This window comes from Nocardiopsis sp. FR4, from assembly GCF_009830945.1.
In the GTDB taxonomy this organism is placed as follows: Bacteria; Actinomycetota; Actinomycetes; order Streptosporangiales; family Streptosporangiaceae; genus Nocardiopsis.
This window is the reverse complement of sequence record NZ_VWVV01000009.1, coordinates 185,637-203,501: the sequence shown is the minus strand read 5'-3', so window position 1 is coordinate 203,501 and position 17,865 is coordinate 185,637. Positions and strand designations below refer to the sequence as shown.

The 17,865-nt window shown below is 70.5% G+C and carries 16 protein-coding genes; 10 read left to right on the top strand and 6 right to left on the bottom strand.

All coding sequences use genetic code 11. The features are described from left to right. The first annotated feature begins 22 nt into the window (after window positions 1-22). The 5 genes from FYW95_RS11245 (at window position 23) to FYW95_RS11225 (ending at window position 4,542) form a co-directional block, all read left to right on the top strand. A complete protein-coding gene (locus FYW95_RS11245) occupies window positions 23-1,942 on the top strand; it encodes a sensor histidine kinase (protein WP_159943058.1) in 1,920 nt (639 codons plus the stop codon). Window positions 1,943-1,969: 27 nt separating this feature from the next. Continuing rightward, window positions 1,970-2,404 (top strand): response regulator, encoded by a 435-nt coding sequence (locus FYW95_RS11240; protein ID WP_159943057.1) that lies wholly within the window; start codon window positions 1,970-1,972, stop codon window positions 2,402-2,404. A 129-nt stretch (window positions 2,405-2,533) separates the two neighbouring features. Beyond that, the gene (locus tag FYW95_RS11235) at window positions 2,534-2,968 is read left to right on the top strand and encodes a TetR/AcrR family transcriptional regulator C-terminal domain-containing protein (protein WP_236567830.1); all 435 of its coding nucleotides are present in this window, start codon (window positions 2,534-2,536) and stop codon (window positions 2,966-2,968) included. 93 nt (window positions 2,969-3,061) lie between these two features. Continuing rightward, on the top strand, window positions 3,062-3,589 hold the full coding sequence (locus FYW95_RS11230; RefSeq protein WP_159943002.1) for a low molecular weight protein-tyrosine-phosphatase: 528 nt from the start codon (window positions 3,062-3,064) through the stop codon (window positions 3,587-3,589). Window positions 3,590-3,594: 5 nt separating this feature from the next. Beyond that, window positions 3,595-4,542, top strand: a complete 948-nt coding sequence (locus FYW95_RS11225; protein ID WP_201294813.1) for a fructosamine kinase family protein — start codon at window positions 3,595-3,597, stop codon at window positions 4,540-4,542. Between the two features lie 91 nt (window positions 4,543-4,633). Here FYW95_RS11225 and FYW95_RS11220 read toward each other — a convergent pair whose 3' ends face one another. The 3 genes from FYW95_RS11220 to FYW95_RS11210 all read right to left on the bottom strand — a co-directional run bounded on the left by FYW95_RS11220 (window position 4,634) and on the right by FYW95_RS11210 (window position 8,034). After that, window positions 4,634-5,608: a carbohydrate ABC transporter permease gene (locus FYW95_RS11220; RefSeq protein ID WP_159943001.1), complete on the bottom strand. Its 975-nt coding sequence runs from the start codon at window positions 5,606-5,608 to the stop codon at window positions 4,634-4,636. Then, on the bottom strand, window positions 5,605-6,582 hold the full coding sequence (locus tag FYW95_RS11215; RefSeq protein ID WP_159943000.1) for a carbohydrate ABC transporter permease: 978 nt from the start codon (window positions 6,580-6,582) through the stop codon (window positions 5,605-5,607). The genes FYW95_RS11220 and FYW95_RS11215 overlap by 4 nt, the downstream gene beginning before the upstream one ends. 90 nt (window positions 6,583-6,672) lie before the next feature. Then, window positions 6,673-8,034: an ABC transporter substrate-binding protein gene (locus FYW95_RS11210; protein WP_159942999.1), complete on the bottom strand. Its 1,362-nt coding sequence runs from the start codon at window positions 8,032-8,034 to the stop codon at window positions 6,673-6,675. A gap of 256 nt (window positions 8,035-8,290) precedes the next feature. Here FYW95_RS11210 and FYW95_RS11205 point away from each other — a divergent pair, with 256 nt between their 5' ends. Beyond that, window positions 8,291-9,373 (top strand): Gfo/Idh/MocA family oxidoreductase, encoded by a 1,083-nt coding sequence (locus FYW95_RS11205; protein ID WP_159942998.1) that lies wholly within the window; start codon window positions 8,291-8,293, stop codon window positions 9,371-9,373. Window positions 9,374-9,455: 82 nt separating this feature from the next. Continuing rightward, entirely contained in the window at window positions 9,456-10,814 is a 1,359-nt protein-coding gene (locus tag FYW95_RS11200; RefSeq protein WP_159942997.1) for a four-carbon acid sugar kinase family protein, read from the top strand. Window positions 10,815-10,863: 49 nt separating this feature from the next. On the opposite strand, the gene FYW95_RS28630 is transcribed toward FYW95_RS11200, so the two are convergent. From FYW95_RS28630 to FYW95_RS11185, 3 genes are all read right to left on the bottom strand, one after another. Continuing rightward, window positions 10,864-10,995, bottom strand: coding sequence for a hypothetical protein (locus FYW95_RS28630; protein ID WP_255459463.1), 132 nt, complete (start codon window positions 10,993-10,995; stop codon window positions 10,864-10,866). A gap of 173 nt (window positions 10,996-11,168) precedes the next feature. Next, entirely contained in the window at window positions 11,169-11,474 is a 306-nt protein-coding gene (locus tag FYW95_RS11190) for an AbrB/MazE/SpoVT family DNA-binding domain-containing protein (RefSeq protein ID WP_236567829.1), read from the bottom strand. Window positions 11,475-11,598: 124 nt separating this feature from the next. Beyond that, window positions 11,599-12,507, bottom strand: a complete 909-nt coding sequence (locus tag FYW95_RS11185; RefSeq protein WP_159942995.1) for an RNA polymerase sigma-70 factor — start codon at window positions 12,505-12,507, stop codon at window positions 11,599-11,601. A gap of 183 nt (window positions 12,508-12,690) precedes the next feature. Between FYW95_RS11185 and FYW95_RS11180 the strand changes: the two genes are divergently transcribed. The 3 genes from FYW95_RS11180 to FYW95_RS11170 all read left to right on the top strand — a co-directional run bounded on the left by FYW95_RS11180 (window position 12,691) and on the right by FYW95_RS11170 (window position 17,763). Next, the gene (locus FYW95_RS11180; RefSeq protein WP_159942994.1) at window positions 12,691-13,176 is read left to right on the top strand and encodes a carboxymuconolactone decarboxylase family protein; all 486 of its coding nucleotides are present in this window, start codon (window positions 12,691-12,693) and stop codon (window positions 13,174-13,176) included. Window positions 13,177-13,416: 240 nt separating this feature from the next. Next, complete coding sequence (locus tag FYW95_RS11175) at window positions 13,417-14,136, top strand: Atu4866 domain-containing protein (protein WP_159942993.1); 720 nt, start codon at window positions 13,417-13,419, stop codon at window positions 14,134-14,136. A gap of 510 nt (window positions 14,137-14,646) precedes the next feature. After that, complete coding sequence (locus FYW95_RS11170) at window positions 14,647-17,763, top strand: RHS repeat-associated core domain-containing protein (RefSeq protein WP_236572169.1); 3,117 nt, start codon at window positions 14,647-14,649, stop codon at window positions 17,761-17,763. Window positions 17,764-17,865 lie beyond the last annotated feature (102 nt).

Sequence of the window (17,865 nt, the reverse complement as noted above, 5' to 3'; positions counted from 1 at the left end):
AACTGTCGGAGAGGGGACGGCCTTGGAGACCGAGAGATCCGGGCCGGACCCGGACACCGGCGTGCCCGGCGGTGTCGACGCCGCGCACTTCGTCAACGGCATCTGCCCCGGCCCGGACCGGCCCCCACGCAGTTCGTGGAGCCTGCGGCGGCGCGTCACCAGCCTGCTCACCGTGGTCGCCGTCATCCTGGTCGTGGCCGTCTCGGTCATCACCCTGGCCGCGCTGAACGCCCGCGACTCCCTCAACCTCCAGGTGCACTCCCTGACCCCGGCCGTGAGCGCGGTCGAGCAGACCCGCTCGGCCTACCTCACCCAGGACCACGCCCTGCGCGGCTACATCCTCACCCGCGACCGCGAGTTCCTCCAGCCCTACGTCGAGAGCCAGCTGACCCTGACCGAGCACCGGGCCACCCTGGCCCAGTTGGCCGAGGACAACCCCGAGGTCGCCGACGACGTCGACGCCATGCTCACCGCGGGGCAGGTGTGGACCGAGGAGTTCGCCGAGCCCGCCCTGGAGCAGGTCAACAGCGGCCAGGAGGTCTCCCAGGAGGACCTGCGCCGCGGCCGGGTGCTGTTCCTGGAGCTGAGCCGGGTCAGCGACGCCGCCTCCCAGAAGCTGCAGTCCGAGATCACCGAGGCCCGCGACGGCCTGGCCATGGCCACCCAGCAGGTCGTGGCCCTGCTGGTGCTGGTCGGCCTGGTGGTGGTGTTCCTGTCGGTGTTCCTGTGGGTCATGCTCCAGCAGTGGGTGCTGCGCCCCCTGGACGAGCTGGCCGGGCACATGCGCCAGGTCTCGGAGGGCTACTACGCGCACCGCATCTCCCTGCACGGGCCGCCGGAGATCATCCGGCTCGGCCGGGACGTGGACGCGATGCGCGAGCGCATCGTGCAGGACCTGGACGAGGTCGCCTCCGCGCGCCGCAAGCTCCAGGAGCAGTCCGCCCTCCTGGAGAACCAGACCGAGGAGCTGCGCCGCTCCAACCTGGAGCTGGAGCAGTTCGCCTACGTCGCCTCGCACGACCTCCAGGAACCGCTGCGCAAGGTGGCGAGCTTCTGCCAGCTCCTCCAGCGCCGCTACCACGGGCAGCTGGACGAGCGCGCCGACTCCTACATCGACTTCGCGGTCGAGGGCGCCAAGCGCATGCAGACCCTCATCAACGACCTGCTGGCCTTCTCCCGGGTCGGCCGGACCAGGAACTTCGGTCCGGTCCCGCTGGAGACGGCGCTGGACGACGCGCTCAGCAGCCTGTCCACCCGGCTGGAGGAGGCGGGCGCCGAGGTCACCTGGGACGCGCTGCCCACCGTGCAGGGCGACCGCACGCTGCTCACCCAGGTGTTCTTCAACCTGGTCGGCAACGCCGTGAAGTTCCGCGGCGAGGAGGACCCCCGGGTCCACATCAGCGTCAGGCGCGACGAGCACGAGTGGGTCTTCTGCTGCTCCGACAACGGGATCGGGATCGAACCGCAGTACGCCGAGCGCATCTTCGTGATCTTCCAGCGGCTGCACACCCGCGACAAGTACACCGGGACCGGTATCGGACTGGCGATGTGCAAGAAGATCGTGGAGTTCCACGGAGGGCGCATCTGGCTGGACACCGACACGGAAACCCCTGGGGCGACCGAAACCTCACCTGAGGGCAACTCCGGCCAGACCGGAACACGCATATGCTGGTCCTTGCCTGTTGACTCCGGGCAGGAGGACGAAACGGCTCCCGATCAGGGAACCGTCACCCCCGCTTCCAGCGATAGCGGAGTCGAGGGCACCGAGGACGCCGAGCCCCTCCCCGAGGACTCGGCTCCCACGGCCGCACGACAGTCCACGGGTGAGGGTGATCCGGGTCAGGACGGCGCCGAACCGGCCGACAGGTCCGACGGTGCCCGCTCCGCCCCGCCCGACACCGGTGGCGGTACGGTTCCACCCGGTCACCGGGCGGGGCCCTGAGCAGGGGTCTGAAGCTTGAGCGAGGTCATGTTGGTGCATCCCATTGAGGTGCTGCTGGTCGAGGACGATCCCGGTGACGTCCTGATGACCAAGGAGGCGTTCGAGGAACACAAGCTGGGCAACCGGCTGCACGTGGTCTCCGACGGCGTCGAGGCGCTGCGCTTCCTGCGCCGCGAGGGCGAGTACGCCGACGCACCCCGCCCCCACCTGGTCCTGCTCGACCTCAACCTCCCCCGCAAGGACGGCCGCGAGGTGCTGGAGGAGGTCAAGAACGACGAGGCCCTCGCGCACATCCCCGTCGTCGTGCTCACGACCTCCGAGGCCGAGGAGGACGTGCTGCGCAGCTACCGCCTGCACGCCAACGCCTACGTGCCCAAGCCGGTGGACTTCGACCAGTTCATCAGGGTGGTCCGGCAGATCGACGACTTCTTCGTCACCGTGGTGCGCCTGCCCAAGGGCTGACCGCGCGGCGGTCCTCCCAGGCCGCCCCGGCCGGCTCCGGCCCCCGGCGCGGGGGCACGGGGCCCGCCGTGCAGCACCAGGGCACGCGGCGGGCACGCCGACGCGGCGGCGGTCGCGACGGTGCGGGCGGTGTTCCAGGCCACCCACCGGTCCTCGAAGGCGGCGCGGACCGCGGCGGCGTCCTCGAGCAGCGCGGGATCGACCAGCCCCGCCGACCCCCGCGCCGCCCTCACCGCCATCGCCCACAACCCGCTGACCCTGCTCCTGGGCGATGTCCCGGTGGCGCTGAACCGGATGGCCGTGGCCTCACCGGAACTGGCCGGACTCCTCCTGCGACACGGACGCCACACCACCGGACCCCTGGTCGCGGCGTTCCTGAGCCGGTTGGCCGACCAGGGCCCGCTCCACATCGACGATCCCGAGGACGCCTTCCAGCTCCGCTACGGCCTGGTGGTCCGCGACCTCCAGATCCGGGCGCTGCTCGGTGAGCATCCGCCGACGGGACAGGACCTGCGCGTCCAAGCGCTCGACGCCGACCGCTTCCCGGCCCCCACCGCGCGCTGAGCCGACCACGCGGAAGCGCTCCCGGGGCCGCCCCCGCGAACGCGCGGGGGCACAAGCGCGTGGGGCGGTCGGTTTTTCGTTACGGTAAGGGGTATGAGCTTGCCGGAACCGCGTGATCCCGCTGGTCCCTACCGCATCAGCGTGGTGTGCCTGGGCAACATCTGCCGCTCGCCCATGGCCGAGAAGGTCCTCTCCGCCGACCTCGAACGGGCCGGGCTGAGCGAGCTGGTGGAGGTGGACAGCTACGGCACCGGCGACTGGCACGTGGGCGGCGGCATGGACCCGCGCGCGGCCTCCACCCTGCGCGTGCACGGCTACCTCACCCACCACACCGCCCGCCAGTTCGCCCACGATGTCCTGGCCACCCGCGACCTGGTCCTGGCCATGGACCTGGACAACGTCGACGAGCTGCGGCGCCTGGTCGACGAGTACGGGGGCCGGTACGGCTTCGACATGTCCCGCCTGCGCCTGTTCCGCTCCTTCGCCCCCGGCAGCGGCTCCCACCCCGAGGTCCCCGATCCCTACTACGGCGGCGACGACGGGTTCACCGCCGTGCTGAACATGGTGGAGGCCGCGGCCAAGGGCCTCACCGGCGAACTCGTCGCCCTGCTGAGGCGGTAGCACCTGTGGAGGGGGAACCGATCGTGCGGGCCTTCGGCGGCGGGGACGACGGCGACGGCTCCGGAGAGGGCCGCCGCCGGGACCCGGTCACCGGCACCATGGCCGAACGCCTGACCGCCCTGCTCGGCCGCGGGGTCCGGCGCGCCGCCCGCGCCGGGAGCAGCCACGACTGGGAGATCTCCTACGCCGAGCTCACCGACGGCACCCGGCTGTTCGTCAAGGCCCTGCCCCGCAACGCCCCGCCGAGCGGGGTGCTCACCGCCGAGGCCCGGGGGCTGGAGTGGCTGGGACGCGCCTTCGGCTCCCCGGCCGTGGAGGTGCTGGCCTGGGGCGAGCGCATCCTCGTCCTGCCCTGGGTGGCCGAGCGCGAGCCCACCGCCGAGGCCGCCGAGCGCCTGGGCCGCCAGCTCGCCGGAATGCACCTGACCGGGGCCGACAGCTTCGGCGCCGACTGGCCCGGGTACGTCGGACCCCTGCCCATGGACAACACCCCCTCCTCCGACTGGCCGCGCTTCTACGCCGAGCAGCGGCTGCGCCCCTACCTGCGCCGGGCGGTGGACCAGGGCTCGCTCACCCCCGCCGACGGCCGCGTGGTGGAGAGGGTGGTCGACGCGGTGCCCGACCTGGCGGGGGACCCCGAACCGCCCTCGCGCGTGCACGGGGACCTGTGGAGCGGCAACGTCCTGTGGCGGGGCCAGGACGCGGTGCTCGTCGACCCGGCCGCGCACGGCGGCCACCGCGAGGGCGACCTCGCCATGCTGGCCCTGTTCGGGCTGCCCCACCTGGAGCGCGTCCGCGACGCCTACAACGAGGTGGCGCCGCTGGCCTCGGGCTGGCGCTCGCGCGTGGCCCTGCACCAGCTGCACCCGCTGCTGGTGCACGTGTGCCTGTTCGGCGCCGCCTACCGCACCACCGCCCTGGAGGCCGCGCGCACCGCCCTGCGCGGCGGCTGAGGGCGGCGGGCCCCGGAAGGGCACACGGGCCCCGCGGTGAACGCGACGGGCCCCGGACGCCGCGCGGCGTCCGGGGCCCGGTCGGCGCGGGTCAGCCCTTGACGCTGCCCGCCAGCAGGCCGCGTACGAAGTAGCGCTGCAGCAGGAAGAACACCGTCAGCGGCACCACCATCGACACGAAGGCGCCCGCGGTGAGCCGGTGCCAGGCCTCCCCGCGCGTTCCGGCCAGTTCGGCGAGCCGGACGGTCAGCGGCGCGGTCGCGGTGTCGCCGCCGGTGAAGATCAGCGCCACCAGCAGGTCGTTCCACACCCACAGGAACTGGAAGATGCCCAGCGACACCAGGGCCGGGGTGAGCAGCGGCAGCACGATCCGGGTGAAGATGCGCCCGTGGCCGGCGCCGTCCACCCGGGCCGCCTCGAACAGCGACTTCGGCAGCTGCGAGACGAAGTTGTGCAGCAGGAAGATGCCCAGCGGCAGGCCGAAGATCGTGTGCGCCACCCACACGTTGGTGAAGGCCATGGCCCCGGTGAGCTCCCACGCGGGCAGCACCTGGACGCCGCCGACCGTCACCCCCTGCGAGAAGAAGCGCAGCAGGGGCACCAGCGACATCTGCAACGGGACGATCTGGAGCGCGAAGATGCCCAGGAACAGCCAGTCCCGGCCGCGGAAGTCGATCCAGGCCAGGGCGTAGGCGGCCAGCGCGGCCACGCCCAGCACGAACACCGTGGAGGGCAGCGTGATCACGAAGGAGTTCACGAAGTGGCTGGCCAGCTGCCCGTCGCTGGCGCTGCCGAACAGCACGTCCCGGTAGTTGTCCAGGGTCACCTCGGGGGAGGCGAAGAAGGTCCACCACCCGGTGGTGCGGATCTGCTCGGCGGGCCGGAACGAGGACACCAGCAGGCCCGCGGTGGGCACCGTCCACACGAACGCGATCACCAGGGCCGCGAGGCTGGCCGCCGAGCCGCTCAGGCGGCGGCGCACCCGGGAGGCCGCGCCCCCTCCCGGCCTGCGTGTGGGACGCCCCGGGGCCTCGGCGACGACGGGGGTCGTCGGAGTGGTCGTCATGCCAGCTCCCTTGCCTTGCGATTACGGCGGATCTGCACCACCACCAGCGGGATGACCAGGACGAACAGGAACACCGCCAGGGCCGACCCCTGGCCGATCTGGCCCTGTTGGAAGGCCTGGCTGTACATCTCGTTGGCGATCACGCTGGTGCCGTAGTTGCCGCCGGTCATGGTGCGGACGATGTCGAAGACCTTCAGGGTCTGCACCGTGATGGTGATGAGCACGACCAGCAGGGTGGGCCAGACCGCGGGCAGCGTGATCCGGGTGAACAGCTGCCAGGCGTTCGCGCCGTCGATGCGGGCGGCCTCGACCGTCTCGGCCGGGATGGCCTTGATCGCCGCCGAGAGCACGACCATCGCGAAACCGGCCTGCACCCAGATCAGCACCAGGATCAGCAGGAAGGTGTTGAGCGGCTGTTCGAGCAGCCACAGCCGCGGCTCCCCGCCCAGCCAGACCACGATCTGGTTGAACAGCCCGTACTGCTCCTGGTCGGCGGGCCGGTAGGCGAAGACGAACCGCCAGATGATGCTGGCGCCGACGAACGAGATCGCCATCGGCATGAACACCAGCGACTTGGCGACCGACTCGAACCGGGAGCGGTCGATGAGCACCGCGTACAGCAGCCCGATGGCGGTGGCCAGCAGGGGCGCGAACAGCACCCACAGCAGGGTGTTGCGCAGCACCAGCAGGATCTCGGGGCGCTGGAACATCCAGACGTAGTTGGCCAGTCCCACGAACTCGCTGCCGGAGCGGTCGTAGAAGGACAGCATGGTTGTGCGCAGCACCGGGTAGACGAGCCCTCCGAGCAGGAGGAGCAGGGCCGGTGCGAGGAAGAGGAACGCCTGCCAGCGGTCACGCCGGGTGCGCGGCACGTCCACCAGGACGAGCATCAGCCCGATGACGCCCAGGAAGGCGGCGATCCCGATGAGCATCCACACGATCTTGGGAAGCTCGTACAGGAACGAGTACTCCATGGAGACCCCTTGTTCGGTCTACAGGGGAGACGGGGCCCGGCCGGGTCGGGCCGGACCCCGCGGAAGGGGACGAAGGGCGGTCAGCCGGGTCTAGGGCCAGGCCGACTCGATGGTCTCCAGGACGTCGTCGGTGGAGGTGCCGGTGACCCAGTCGACCATGCCGTTCCAGAAGACGTTGGTGCCCACCGAGGAGGGCATGGAGTCACTGGCGTCGAAGTGGAAGACGGTGTCCGGCGAGAGCAGGACCTCGGCCGCGAACTGGGACGCGGGGTCCTCGATCACGGAGATGTCCATGTTCTGGTTGGCCGAGACCCAGGCGCCCTGCGAGGCGCGGCTGTTGGCGTACTCCGGGGTGGACAGGTACTCGTGCACCGCCGCGACCTCGGGCCGGTCGGCGAAGGGGACGGCGAACTCGCCGCCGCCCATGACCGGGACCTCGGCGCCGGCCTCCAGCGGGGGCAGGACGAAGCCGTAGACGTCGCCGTCCTCGGCCACCGTGACGCCCTCCTCGAACTGGGCCGAGTAGAACGAGCCCATCAGGTACATCGCGCAGCCGCCGTCGAGCAGGGGCAGGCCCGCCTCCTGGAAGGAGGTCACCGCGATGCTCTCCACGCCGCCGAAGGTGCCGTTGACGTAGTCGGGGTTGCGGATGATGCCGTCGGCCAGGTCGAAGGCCTCGGCGACCTGCGGGTCGTCGAAGGGGATGTCGTGGGCGATCCAGTCGTTGTAGGCGTCGGTGCCCGAGGTGCGCAGCAGCGCGTTCTCGATCCAGTCCGTGCCCGGCCAGCCGGTGGCGTCACCGGACTCGAAGCCCACGCACCAGGGCTTGGTGCCCGAGTCGGCGATCTCGTCGCTCAGGGCCACCATGTCGTCCCAGCTCTCGGGGACCTCGTAGCCGTTCTCCTCGAAGAAGGCGGGGGAGTACCACACCATCGACTTCATGTTGGCGCCGTAGGGGGAGCCGTACAGCTCGCCGTCGAAGGTGGCGTAGCCGCGCCAGTCCTCGCCCCAGCCCTCCTCGACGTTGGCCCGCACACCGTCGGCCACGGGAACGGCGTGGCCGTCCGACACGACCCGCTCCAGCAGACCGGGCTGCGGGATCAGGGCCAGGTCGGGAGCGTTGCCGCCCTCCAGGCGGATGGGCAGCTGGGCCTCGAACTCGCCGCTGCCCTCGTGCTTGATGTCGATCCCGGTGCACGCCTCGAAGTCGGCCCAGGAACGGTCCATGCGCTCGGCCTCCTCGTCGCGGATGGACGAGTAGATGTCGACCGTGCCCTCGACGTCGCTCCACTGCTCGAAGGGGGAGCAGTCCACGTCGGAGGCGTCACCGGTGCCCCCGCCGCCGCCCTCCTCACTGAGGAACGCGCAGCCCGAGGTCACGAGGAGCAGGCTTCCGGCGGTCGCCGCGGCGGCCAGCTGCGTGCGGCGCGCCGTGCGGTCTGGTCTGAGCATGGGGGCTTTCTCCCTCTGATCCGGGTGGCCGACGGGGTACCGCCGGGCGGGTCCGTGTGACCCAGGGCATGCCGGAACTCGATCGAAGCCGCTCCAGGTGAAAATGTCTACATCGTTCGCAATATCTTTCGTAACGATGACGAAACGTGCTGTTCAGGGAGGCGAAGGCTTCCGCCGGGAGGTGATCGCGCCCGGGAAGGCAACCTACCTTCCCCGGCGTGCGGCTCCACGCCGGCCAGGTCCTAGATTGGAGGGCATGGCTGACGTACCGAGCACACCCGACAGCGACGGACCCGAACTGCACGTCGCCCTCATCGGCTACGGCAAGGGCGGAGAGGTCTTCCACGCGCCGCTGATCGACGCGGTCCCGGGACTGCGCCTGTCCGCGGTCGTCACGGGCAACCCCGACCGGCGCCGGGCCGCCGAGGCGCGCTACCCCGGTGTCACCGTGTACCCGAACGTCGCCGAACTGTGGGCCGACGCCGACCGCTACGAGATCGCGGTCGTCACCACGCCCAACGACACCCACGCGCCCCTGGCCCAGGCCGCCCTGGAGGCGGGCATGGCCGTGGTGGTGGACAAGCCGTTCGCGCTGACCTCCGAGCAGGCCCGCGAGCTCACCAGCCTGGCGGCCAAGCTGGACCGGGTGCTCACCGTGTACCAGAACCGCCGCTGGGACGCCGACTTCCTCACCCTGTGGAAGCTCATCGAGGAGGGCTCCCTGGGCCGGGTGCACCGGTTCGAGTCCCGCTTCGAGCGCTGGCGGCCGCAGGCCAAGCAGACCTGGCGCGAGAGCGGTGGGGTGGAGGCCGGGGCCGGTATCCTCTACGACCTGGGACCGCACCTCATCGACCAGGCCGTCAACCTCTTCGGCCCCGTCGCCTCGGTCTACGCCGAGGTCGACACCCTGCGCGAGGGGGTCCACGCCGACGACGACGTGTTCCTGGCGCTCAACCACGCCCGGGGCACCCGCTCCCACCTGTGGATGGGCGCGCTCAGCGCCCAGGGCGGGCCCCGCTTCCGGGTGCTGGGCAGCGAGGGGGCGTTCACCACCTGGCCGATGGACGGCCAGGAGGCCCGGCTCACCGCGGGGGAGCGGCCCGACGCCCCCGACTGGGGCGTGGTGCCCGAGTCGGACTGGGGCGTGCTCGGCGTGGACGGCGACACCCGCCCGGTGCCCAGCGAGCGCGGCGCCTACCAGGAGTTCTACGCGGGGGTGCGCGACGCCGTGGGCGAGGGCGAGCCGCTGCCGGTGGACCCGCACGAGGTGATCCACGGCCTGGAGGTCATCGAGGCCGCCCGGCGCAGCGCCCGCACGCGCTCGGTCGTCGAACTCTGAGCCCGGGACCCGCAGGTGGGCCTATGTTGGAGGTAGGCCCCCTGGCGGGCCTTCCGCCGACGAACGCCGAAGGAGACGCGCCGTGGCCCAGGTCCTCGTGGTCGCCGACGACCTCACCGGTGCCAACGCCACCGGTGCCAGGTTCGCCCGCACCGGGATGCGGGTGGCCACGGTGACCCCCGAGCACGTCAGCCGGGTGGCCGGGGACTACGACGTGGTGGTGGCCAACCTGGACAGCCGCCACGTGCCGCCCGAGCAGGCCGCGGACCTGGTCACCGACGTGGTCGAGGCCGTGTGGCCGGTGGGGCTGGTGGTCAAGCGCACCGACTCCACGCTGCGCGGCAACGTCGGCGCCGAACTGGAGGCCACCTACGAGGCCGTGCGCGAGCGGGTGGAGCCCGGCACCCGGGTACGGGTCCTGTTCACCCCGGCCTTCCCCGGGTCGGGGCGCATCACCGAGGACGGGTTGCAGTTCCTCAACGGGCTGCCCCTGGAGCGCACCGAACTCGCGCTGGACCCCCTGTGTCCGATGACCACGAGTTCCGTGGCCGACATCCTCGCCGCGCAGACCGACCTGGCCGTGCGGCACGTGCCCGTGCGCCAGGTGACCCAGACGATGCTCACCGCCGAACTCCTGGCCGGGGACGAGCCCGTGGTGGTGTGCGACGCCAGCACCGAACAGCACCTGACCGACATCGCCGAGGCCGCGGCCGCCGCGCACCACGACACCGGCGTCGTCTGGGTGGCGGCCGACCCCGGGCCCACGGGGGCGCTGCTGGCCTACGCGCTGCGGCTGCGCGGCCAGGCGGGCTCGCGCGGGCCGCTGCTGGGGGTGGTGGGCAGCACCACCGAGCTGACCCGGCGCCAGCTGGCGACCGTGGCCCGCACCGGGGCCGTGCGGTTCGTGGACGTGGACGCGGTGGCGCTCAGCGGGGACGGCGGCCACGCGGACGAGGTCGCCGAGGAGCTGACCGGGCAGCTGACCTCCTCGGGCTTCCCGGAACTGTGCGTGCTCCGGGTGGTCACCACCTCCGAGCGCGTCCGGGAGCTCCCCCCGCAGACCCGGGCCGAGCTGCCGGGGCGGATCGCGCGCCTTGTGGCGGACGTGGTCAACGACATCGCCGACACCACGGGAGCGACCGCGCTGCCCAGCGGCCTGTACCTGAGCGGCGGGGACCTGACCGCGAGCCTGCTGGACGCCCTGGACGTGCACGCCTTCGACGTCGGCGGCGAGGTGGTGCCGCTGGCGGTGCACGGCAACCTCAGCGGCGGGCCGCTGGACGGCACGCCCGTGGTGGCCAAGGGCGGCCTGGTGGGGGACGACATCACGCTGGTGGAGTGCCTGGCCAAGCTGCGCCGGGCGGTGCAGACGCGCCTGCACCAGGTGCACTCGGAGGTGTCGGAGCACGTGGTGCCGACCCTGCTGCGCGACACCGTCTGACATCCGGGGCCCTGACGACCGGATGGTGGTCAGTGCCCCGGATGTTCGGTCAGGGGGGTCCCGGGTCGAAGATGGCGTGGGTGCCCACCCGGCGCCAGATCACATGCGGCTTGCCCGGAAAGCGCTCCTCGCCGTACTGCCAGGTGGCACGGCCGCCGGGCGCCCAGGTCATCTCGTACACCCCCGGTGCACCCTGTACACCCTTGACCCGTAGTCCGGGGCGAAACCGTCCTTTCTCCATATCAGGCGCGAACTCGGTGGTGACCACCGCGCGGAAGCGCTGTGCCTGCTCTCGGCTCAACATCTTGAAGTCGGCCCTGGAACGGGGGGTCGTGGCGAACGTGGCCAGTGCTCTCAGCGCTCCTCGTCTTCCGGAGCGTCGAACATCGACTCCGCGTCCTCGAACTCCTCGGTACGTCCCTTCGCGATCTGCTCACTCGCCTCACGTTCGCCCTGCTGCCAGTCGTGGTCCCAGAACCACGCTTGGTCGGTCGGCACGGACGTCATACCCCTGAGAGTGACCTGACCGTTTTCCCCGATGGCGAACTCGACCTCGTCGCCTTCGCGGATGTGCAAGGCCTCGGCGACCTCGCGGGGCAGGGTGACCTGGTTCTTGCGACGCATCACCGCACGTCGACGTCTCGCTTTCGTGTCGCTCACAGTGGGCCTCCTCTGGTAAGTCGTGTTCCCGGCTTCCCCTCCGGTGGCACGAATCCAGGATGCCGCTGGAAGTCAGATAGTTCGACTTTCCTACCGGGCTGTGTGCGACGCGGAGATGACGGACTCAGCGGCCCAGGACGGTCTCCCGGTCCAGGTGTGACAGCTTCTCCGGGTTGCGCACGGTGTAGAGCCCGGTGACGAGGCCGTCGTCGACGCGTATCGCCACGACGCTGTCGATCTCACCGTTGTCGCGCAGCAGCAGGGCGGGGCCGCCGTTGATCCGCACCGGCTCGGCCGACATTCCGGCAGGGATCCTCTTCAGCCCGCCGGTGAGCAGACGGGCCACCCGGTCGGTGCCCACGACGGGCCGCGGCATGGCCTGCGCCACCCCGCCGCCGTCGGCCAGGGCCACCACGTCCGGGGCCAGGACGTCGAGCAGACCCTGGAGGTCGCCCGTCTCGACCGCCCGCTGGAAGGCCGCGAGGGCGTCTCGGCCCTCCCGTGAGGAGACGGTGCCGCGCGGTCGGCGGGCGGCCACGTGCCTGCGTGCCCGGTGGGCGATCTGGCGGACCGCCGCGGGGCTCTTCTCCACGGCCTCGGCGATCTCGTCGTAGCCCACGTCGAACACCTCGCGCAGCACGAACACCGCCCGTTCCACCGGGGTGAGCGTCTCCAGTACCAGCAGCATCGCGATCGATGCGCTGTCGGCCAACTCGACGTCCTCGGCCACGTCGGGTGAGGTCAGCAGGGGTTCGGGCAGCCAGGGGCCGAAGTAGGACTCTTTTCGCCTGGCGAGCGTGCGCAGCCGGGTCAGGGCCTGCCTGGTGGCGATCCGGGCCAGGTAGGCGCGCTGGTTGTGCACAGTGTCCAGGTCGACGCCCACCCACCGCAGCCAGGTCTCCTGGAGGACGTCCTCGGCGTCGGAGGCCGAGCCGAGCATCTCGTAGGCGACCGTGAAGAGCAGGTTCCGGTGGGCCACGAACGCCTCGGTGGCGGGGTCCTTGCCGTCCGTGTCGAATGCGTGCTCGCTCATGCCCGGCTCCCGCCTGTCCGCTCGATCCGCCTGTGCACGAGACGCCGGTTCCCGCCGTCCTGTGACACCCCATCACGGTGGCCTGGGCCACACGCTTTCCGGTGTCACAAGCGCCCGGGCGGCGGCATCCGGTGTTCGTCAGGGCACCTGGACGGTGCGCGCACCACGCGGAAGGACGATGTCATGGAACCCCGTTTCGACCTGATGGGCAACCAGGTCGGTGCCAAGATCAGCAAGCACCTCGCCGGCGTCAACGTGCTGTTCCAGCAGTCGACGCTACCCAAGGCCACCCGGGAGCTGGTGATGCTGCGTGCCAGCCAGATCAACGGCTGCGGCGTGTGCGTCGACTTCCACACGAAGGAGGCGGCGGCCGCCGGCGAGGAGGCGGTCCGGCTGCACCTGGTCGCCGCCTGGCGCGACTCCACCGTGTTCACCGAGGCCGAGCGGGCCGCGTTGGCGCTCGCCGAGGAGGGGACCCGGATCGCGGACGCCCATCCGGGGGTGTCCGACGAGACCTGGGCGCGGGTGCGCGAGCACTACGACGATGACGAGATCGCCGTTCTGGTCGCACTGGTCGGCATGATCAACACGGCCAACCGGCTCAACGTGATCCTGCGCAACCCCGGCGGTTCCTACGAGCCCGGCATGTTCGCCAGGATGACGAGCTGACCGCGGCACGCGGCCCGGCCCGGAACGATTCCGGGCCGGGCCCCGCGTGCCGGGGCGGCGTCAGCCGCGCGCGACCGCGAGGAAGGCGTTGGGTTCCGTGAGGGGCATGCGTTCAGCCCGGGGGCAAACCCGTCAGCCAGGGCGGGGTGTACCCGGGTAGAGCCCGGCCTGGTTGGGAAGGCGCCCGGGGCCGAGGGTGGAGAGCGTCCCTGACACGCACACACCTTCGGGAAGTGAACCATGAGCGCCACGTTGTTCGACGAGGGCCTGCTGGAGACCATCGCGGCCGAGCCGGAGCGCCCGCTGCTGTTCGTCAACGCCACCGTGCACACGCTCGACCCGGTGATCGGCGACCTGACCGGCGCCGACCTCCTCCTGGGCGAGGAGGAGATCGTCGGCGTCGGCACCGGCCTCCACACGGCGGCCGAGGACGACGGCGCGGTCGTCCTGGACTGCACCGGCCTGACCATCGTTCCGGGCGTCCTGGAGAACGACACCGTCGCCGGACTGAGCCGGCGCCCCTCCGACCGGGTCGGCACACTGGCTCCCGGGAACCCGGCGACCTTCGCCGTGATCTCGGGACACCCCGCCGGGAAGCCGGCCCTGGAACGGGTGATCTGGCGCCCGGAACAGGCCGCCGCGATCGTCATCGACGGCGAGATCGCCCTGTTCAACGGCCGCCGTCTCACCGAACCCGGAACCGAGCTGGGGCCGCGACGGAGCCCGGCCGACAGCCCGTACCTGGGCATGTGGATCGACGAGACCGGTTTCATCCACCAGGAGTTGACCGCGGACGGCCGCTACGACGAGGCGCGCGGCGGACGGCCCCATGCCTACCAGGGATCGTTCTGGACCGAGGGGGACCGCATCGTCTACCGCGACGACCTGGGGTTCTGGGCCTATGGCCGTTTCGTCGACGACGTGCTCCACCACGCGGGCTACGTCTTCCACCGCCGCTGACCACATCCGCCAGGCGAGGAGGGCCGTGAGCGGCGGGTCGGGGAGGGCGTCCCGCGGTGCGATGGGCGTACCCGGATCCCGGCCCGGCTCTTCTGCCCGTGGCCCGGCTCCAGACCGGGGCGGAGGCCGGGTTCACCTCTTCGAAGACAGTTCTTTGTCCTCAGTCAACTGTTGTCGTTCGGGGCCGATTCCGGCCACGCCCGCCCGGTTCCGCCACCCCGTGCCGCATGTGGCGCCTTCTCGGCCTACGGACGTTCAGCGCCACTCCTGTTCGGCGGCGGGGGTCGTGCCCCTACCACTCCCTCAGGTTCTAAACCTATCGGGCGCTTCTTTCACTCAGAGTAACGGCCTTCACCTTGGGCTCATGGTGATCATGGTGTGGCGGTACGTAGCGTGGCCGGTGCCTGACGCACCCGGAGGCGGACCTCTCGAAGCTGGGGCCGCCAGATCCGGGTGTCCCCGAGTACGCCCCCGATTCTGGGAGACCCCCTCGTGAGAAGGCATATCCCCTTGTCCCTGACGGCTGCCACGGCCGCCTCCGCCCTCGTTCTGGGTCTGCTGTCGGCGCCCCCGGCCCTGGCCGACGTCGACCCCCACTCCCCGGCCGACCGCACGGTCCCGGTCCCTGAGACCTTCGAACCCGGCCAGGCCCGTACCGATCCGGTGGGCGGCGCACCCCCCGAGGAACCCTGGACCCCGCCCGGAGCCGAACCCGAGGCCGGAGTCCAAGGCCGCGCGGAGAGCCCCGAACCCCGGGTGTGGACCTGTGCCAGCGACCCCGACCGCGGTATCCAGCACTGGTACCCCTTGGAGCGCCATCAGATCAGTGACCGCCTGGAACTGGCCGTCAACACCCACAACGGCGACCTGGTGGTGCGCCACCGCGACCTGACCGTGGCCGGGACCGGGCTGGACCTGTCCGTCTCCAGCTTCTACAACTCCGTGTCCTCTGACGGCAGCTGGTTCCTGTCCCACGGCCAGGACGTGGGACTGGACATCTACAGCAACAGCGTCATCTTCCGAGGCCCCTCCGGGTACTGCGAGGCCTTCGAGGTCGAGGAGGACGGCTCCTTCACTCCGCCCCCGGGGTTGAACGCCGAACTGGAGGAGCTGGCCAACGGCCAGTACGCGCTGACCTTCCACCGCGGCGAGTACGAGGACCAGGTGTGGACCTTCACCGCCCACGGGTGGCTGTACTCCCAGGCCGACCGCAACGGCAACACGAACCGGATGCGCTATGACAGCGACGGCAACCTGGTCTCAATAGTGGACACCCAGGACCGGGTCACCACCGTCGACTGGGAAAGCGGCCCCACCCCCACCATCACCGACCCCACCGGTGAAACGGCCACCTCCCACACCTGGAACGAGGGGTACGACACCTCCACCCTCACCGACCGGGCGGGCCAGGACATCACCTTCGGCCACGACAACAACCGACTGGTTTCCATCACCGACGCCACCGGCGCGACCTGGAAGATCACCTACAACGACGAGAACCAGGTGACCAGCCTGACCGCCCCCGACGGTTCGGAGGCGGGGGCCACCACCTCCTACGACTACGCGGAAAGCGGCTGGTCCAACCCCGAAACCACCGTCACCGACCCCGAAGGCGGCACCTCGACCCTGGAGTTCGACAACCGGGGTCGGCAGACCTCGGCCACCGACCAGGTGGGCAACACCCGCTCCCAGACGTGGACGGCGAACTCGGACGTGGCCACCACCACCGACGCGTTGGAGGCGTCGGTGACCTATGACTACGACGCGTTCAACAACCTCATCGGTACCGAGTTGCCCACCGGGGCCGAGACCTCGGTGGGTTACACCGACACCGCCAACCCGGCCAAGCCCACCAGCGTGACCACCCCGGACGGGGACACCCTGGAGATGTCCTACGACTCGCGCGGCAACCTGACCTCCGCCGAGCAGGAGGAGATGGGCATCGAGGTCGCCGACATCTGGTACCACCCCAACGGTCTGGTGGAACAGGTCACCGACGCCAACGGCAACGCCACCCTCTACTCCTACGACCGCGCCGGGAACATGACGCTGATGTCCGAGCCCGGGCCCCTGGGCACCATGGAGTTCGGCTACGACGCCCTGTCGCGGGTCACCGAGGTCACCGACGGCAACGGCACCACCCTGGTGTACGGCTACGACCGCCTCGACCGCATCGTGTCCATCAGCCACGACGGGAAGCTGCTCCAATCCATCGCCTACGACGGCAACGGCCGCCAGGTGGCCCGGCACACCGACCGGGTGAGCGTGGAGCACTCCTACAACGGCCGCGGCGACCTGCTCAAGACGGTGCGCACCGACTCGGCAGGGAGCGAGACCACCACCTACACCTACGACGCCGCGGGCAACGTCACCGAGATGGTCGAGCACGGCAAGAGCACGACCTACGCCTACGACGCGGCGTTCCGCCTGACCTCGCTGACCGACCACACCGGCGCCGAGACCACCTTCACGAACGACGACAACGGTCGCCGCACCGGCATCGAGCACCCGGACGGGGCGAGTGAGGAGCGCACCTATGACGCCTCGGGTCGGTTGACCGGGATCACCACCACCGGAGCGTCCGGGCAGACGTTGCTGGAGGCCTCCTACTCCTGGGACAACGACGGTTCCGACAGCGATCAGTTGCAGTCCCGCACCATCCAGGGTGACACGGAGAACTTCACCTACGACGGCCTCAACCGGCTCACCAGCGACGGAGAGGTGGACTACACCTACGACGACGTGGGCAACCTGCTCTCCGCGGGCGGGGAGGAGTTCTCCTACAACGACGCCGACCAGGTCACCTCGGCCCGCGGAGAGACGGTGGAGCACGACGGGGCCGGGAACATGACCACCCGCGGGGACCGCCGGTTGGAGTACAGCCCCACCAACCAGTTCCTCCAAGCCGACGAAGGCTCCTCGCTGGCCACCAGCATCAGCTACGACACCACCGACCAGACCCAGATGCGCGGCATCACCGACGTGCACAACGGGAACCGGATCGAGCGGCAGCTGTCCAACACCGCTCTGGGGGTCACCAACATCGCTTCCCAGGGGGACCGGACCAGCTTCGTGCGCGACCCGAACGGTGAGCTGATCTCCATGGTGGCCTGGGACGGCAACGAGCGCTTCCACTACACCACCGACCACCAGAACACGGTCCTGGCCCTGACCGCAGAGGGATCCGAGGCCGGGGAGCCGGACGCGGTCTACGACTACACCCCCTACGGCGAACAGTCCTCTGAGACCCTGGAAGGAACCAGGGCGGCGAACCTGAACCCGTTCGGGTTCACCGGCGCCTACCAGTTCCAGGACGGCACCACCCACCTGGGCCACCGGTTCTACGACACGACCACCCTCAACTTCACCCAACCGGACCCCTCCCGGCAGGAGCTGAACAACTACGCCTACGCCCAGTGCGACCCGATCAACAACACCGACCCCACCGGACTGCAGACCATCATTCCGCCTTGCGCGCTCGCATGGGGGACTTTGGCTATCTCGACGGGTAGTTTGATTGTGTCTCTCACGGGCACGGTCCCCACCGGAGGCGCATCTGTTGCTGGAGTAGTCCTTTCTATAGCTGGGTTCTGGGGGTCCTACGAAGGCGTCCGCACCACCTGCTGAAAACAGACAGAAGACACCATGGATGCAGATGAGCGAAAGCCAAGTTCACGCTAATGCCCTTCGCGCGATAAGGTGGAGAATCTTCGGTGTGACCCTTGGAAT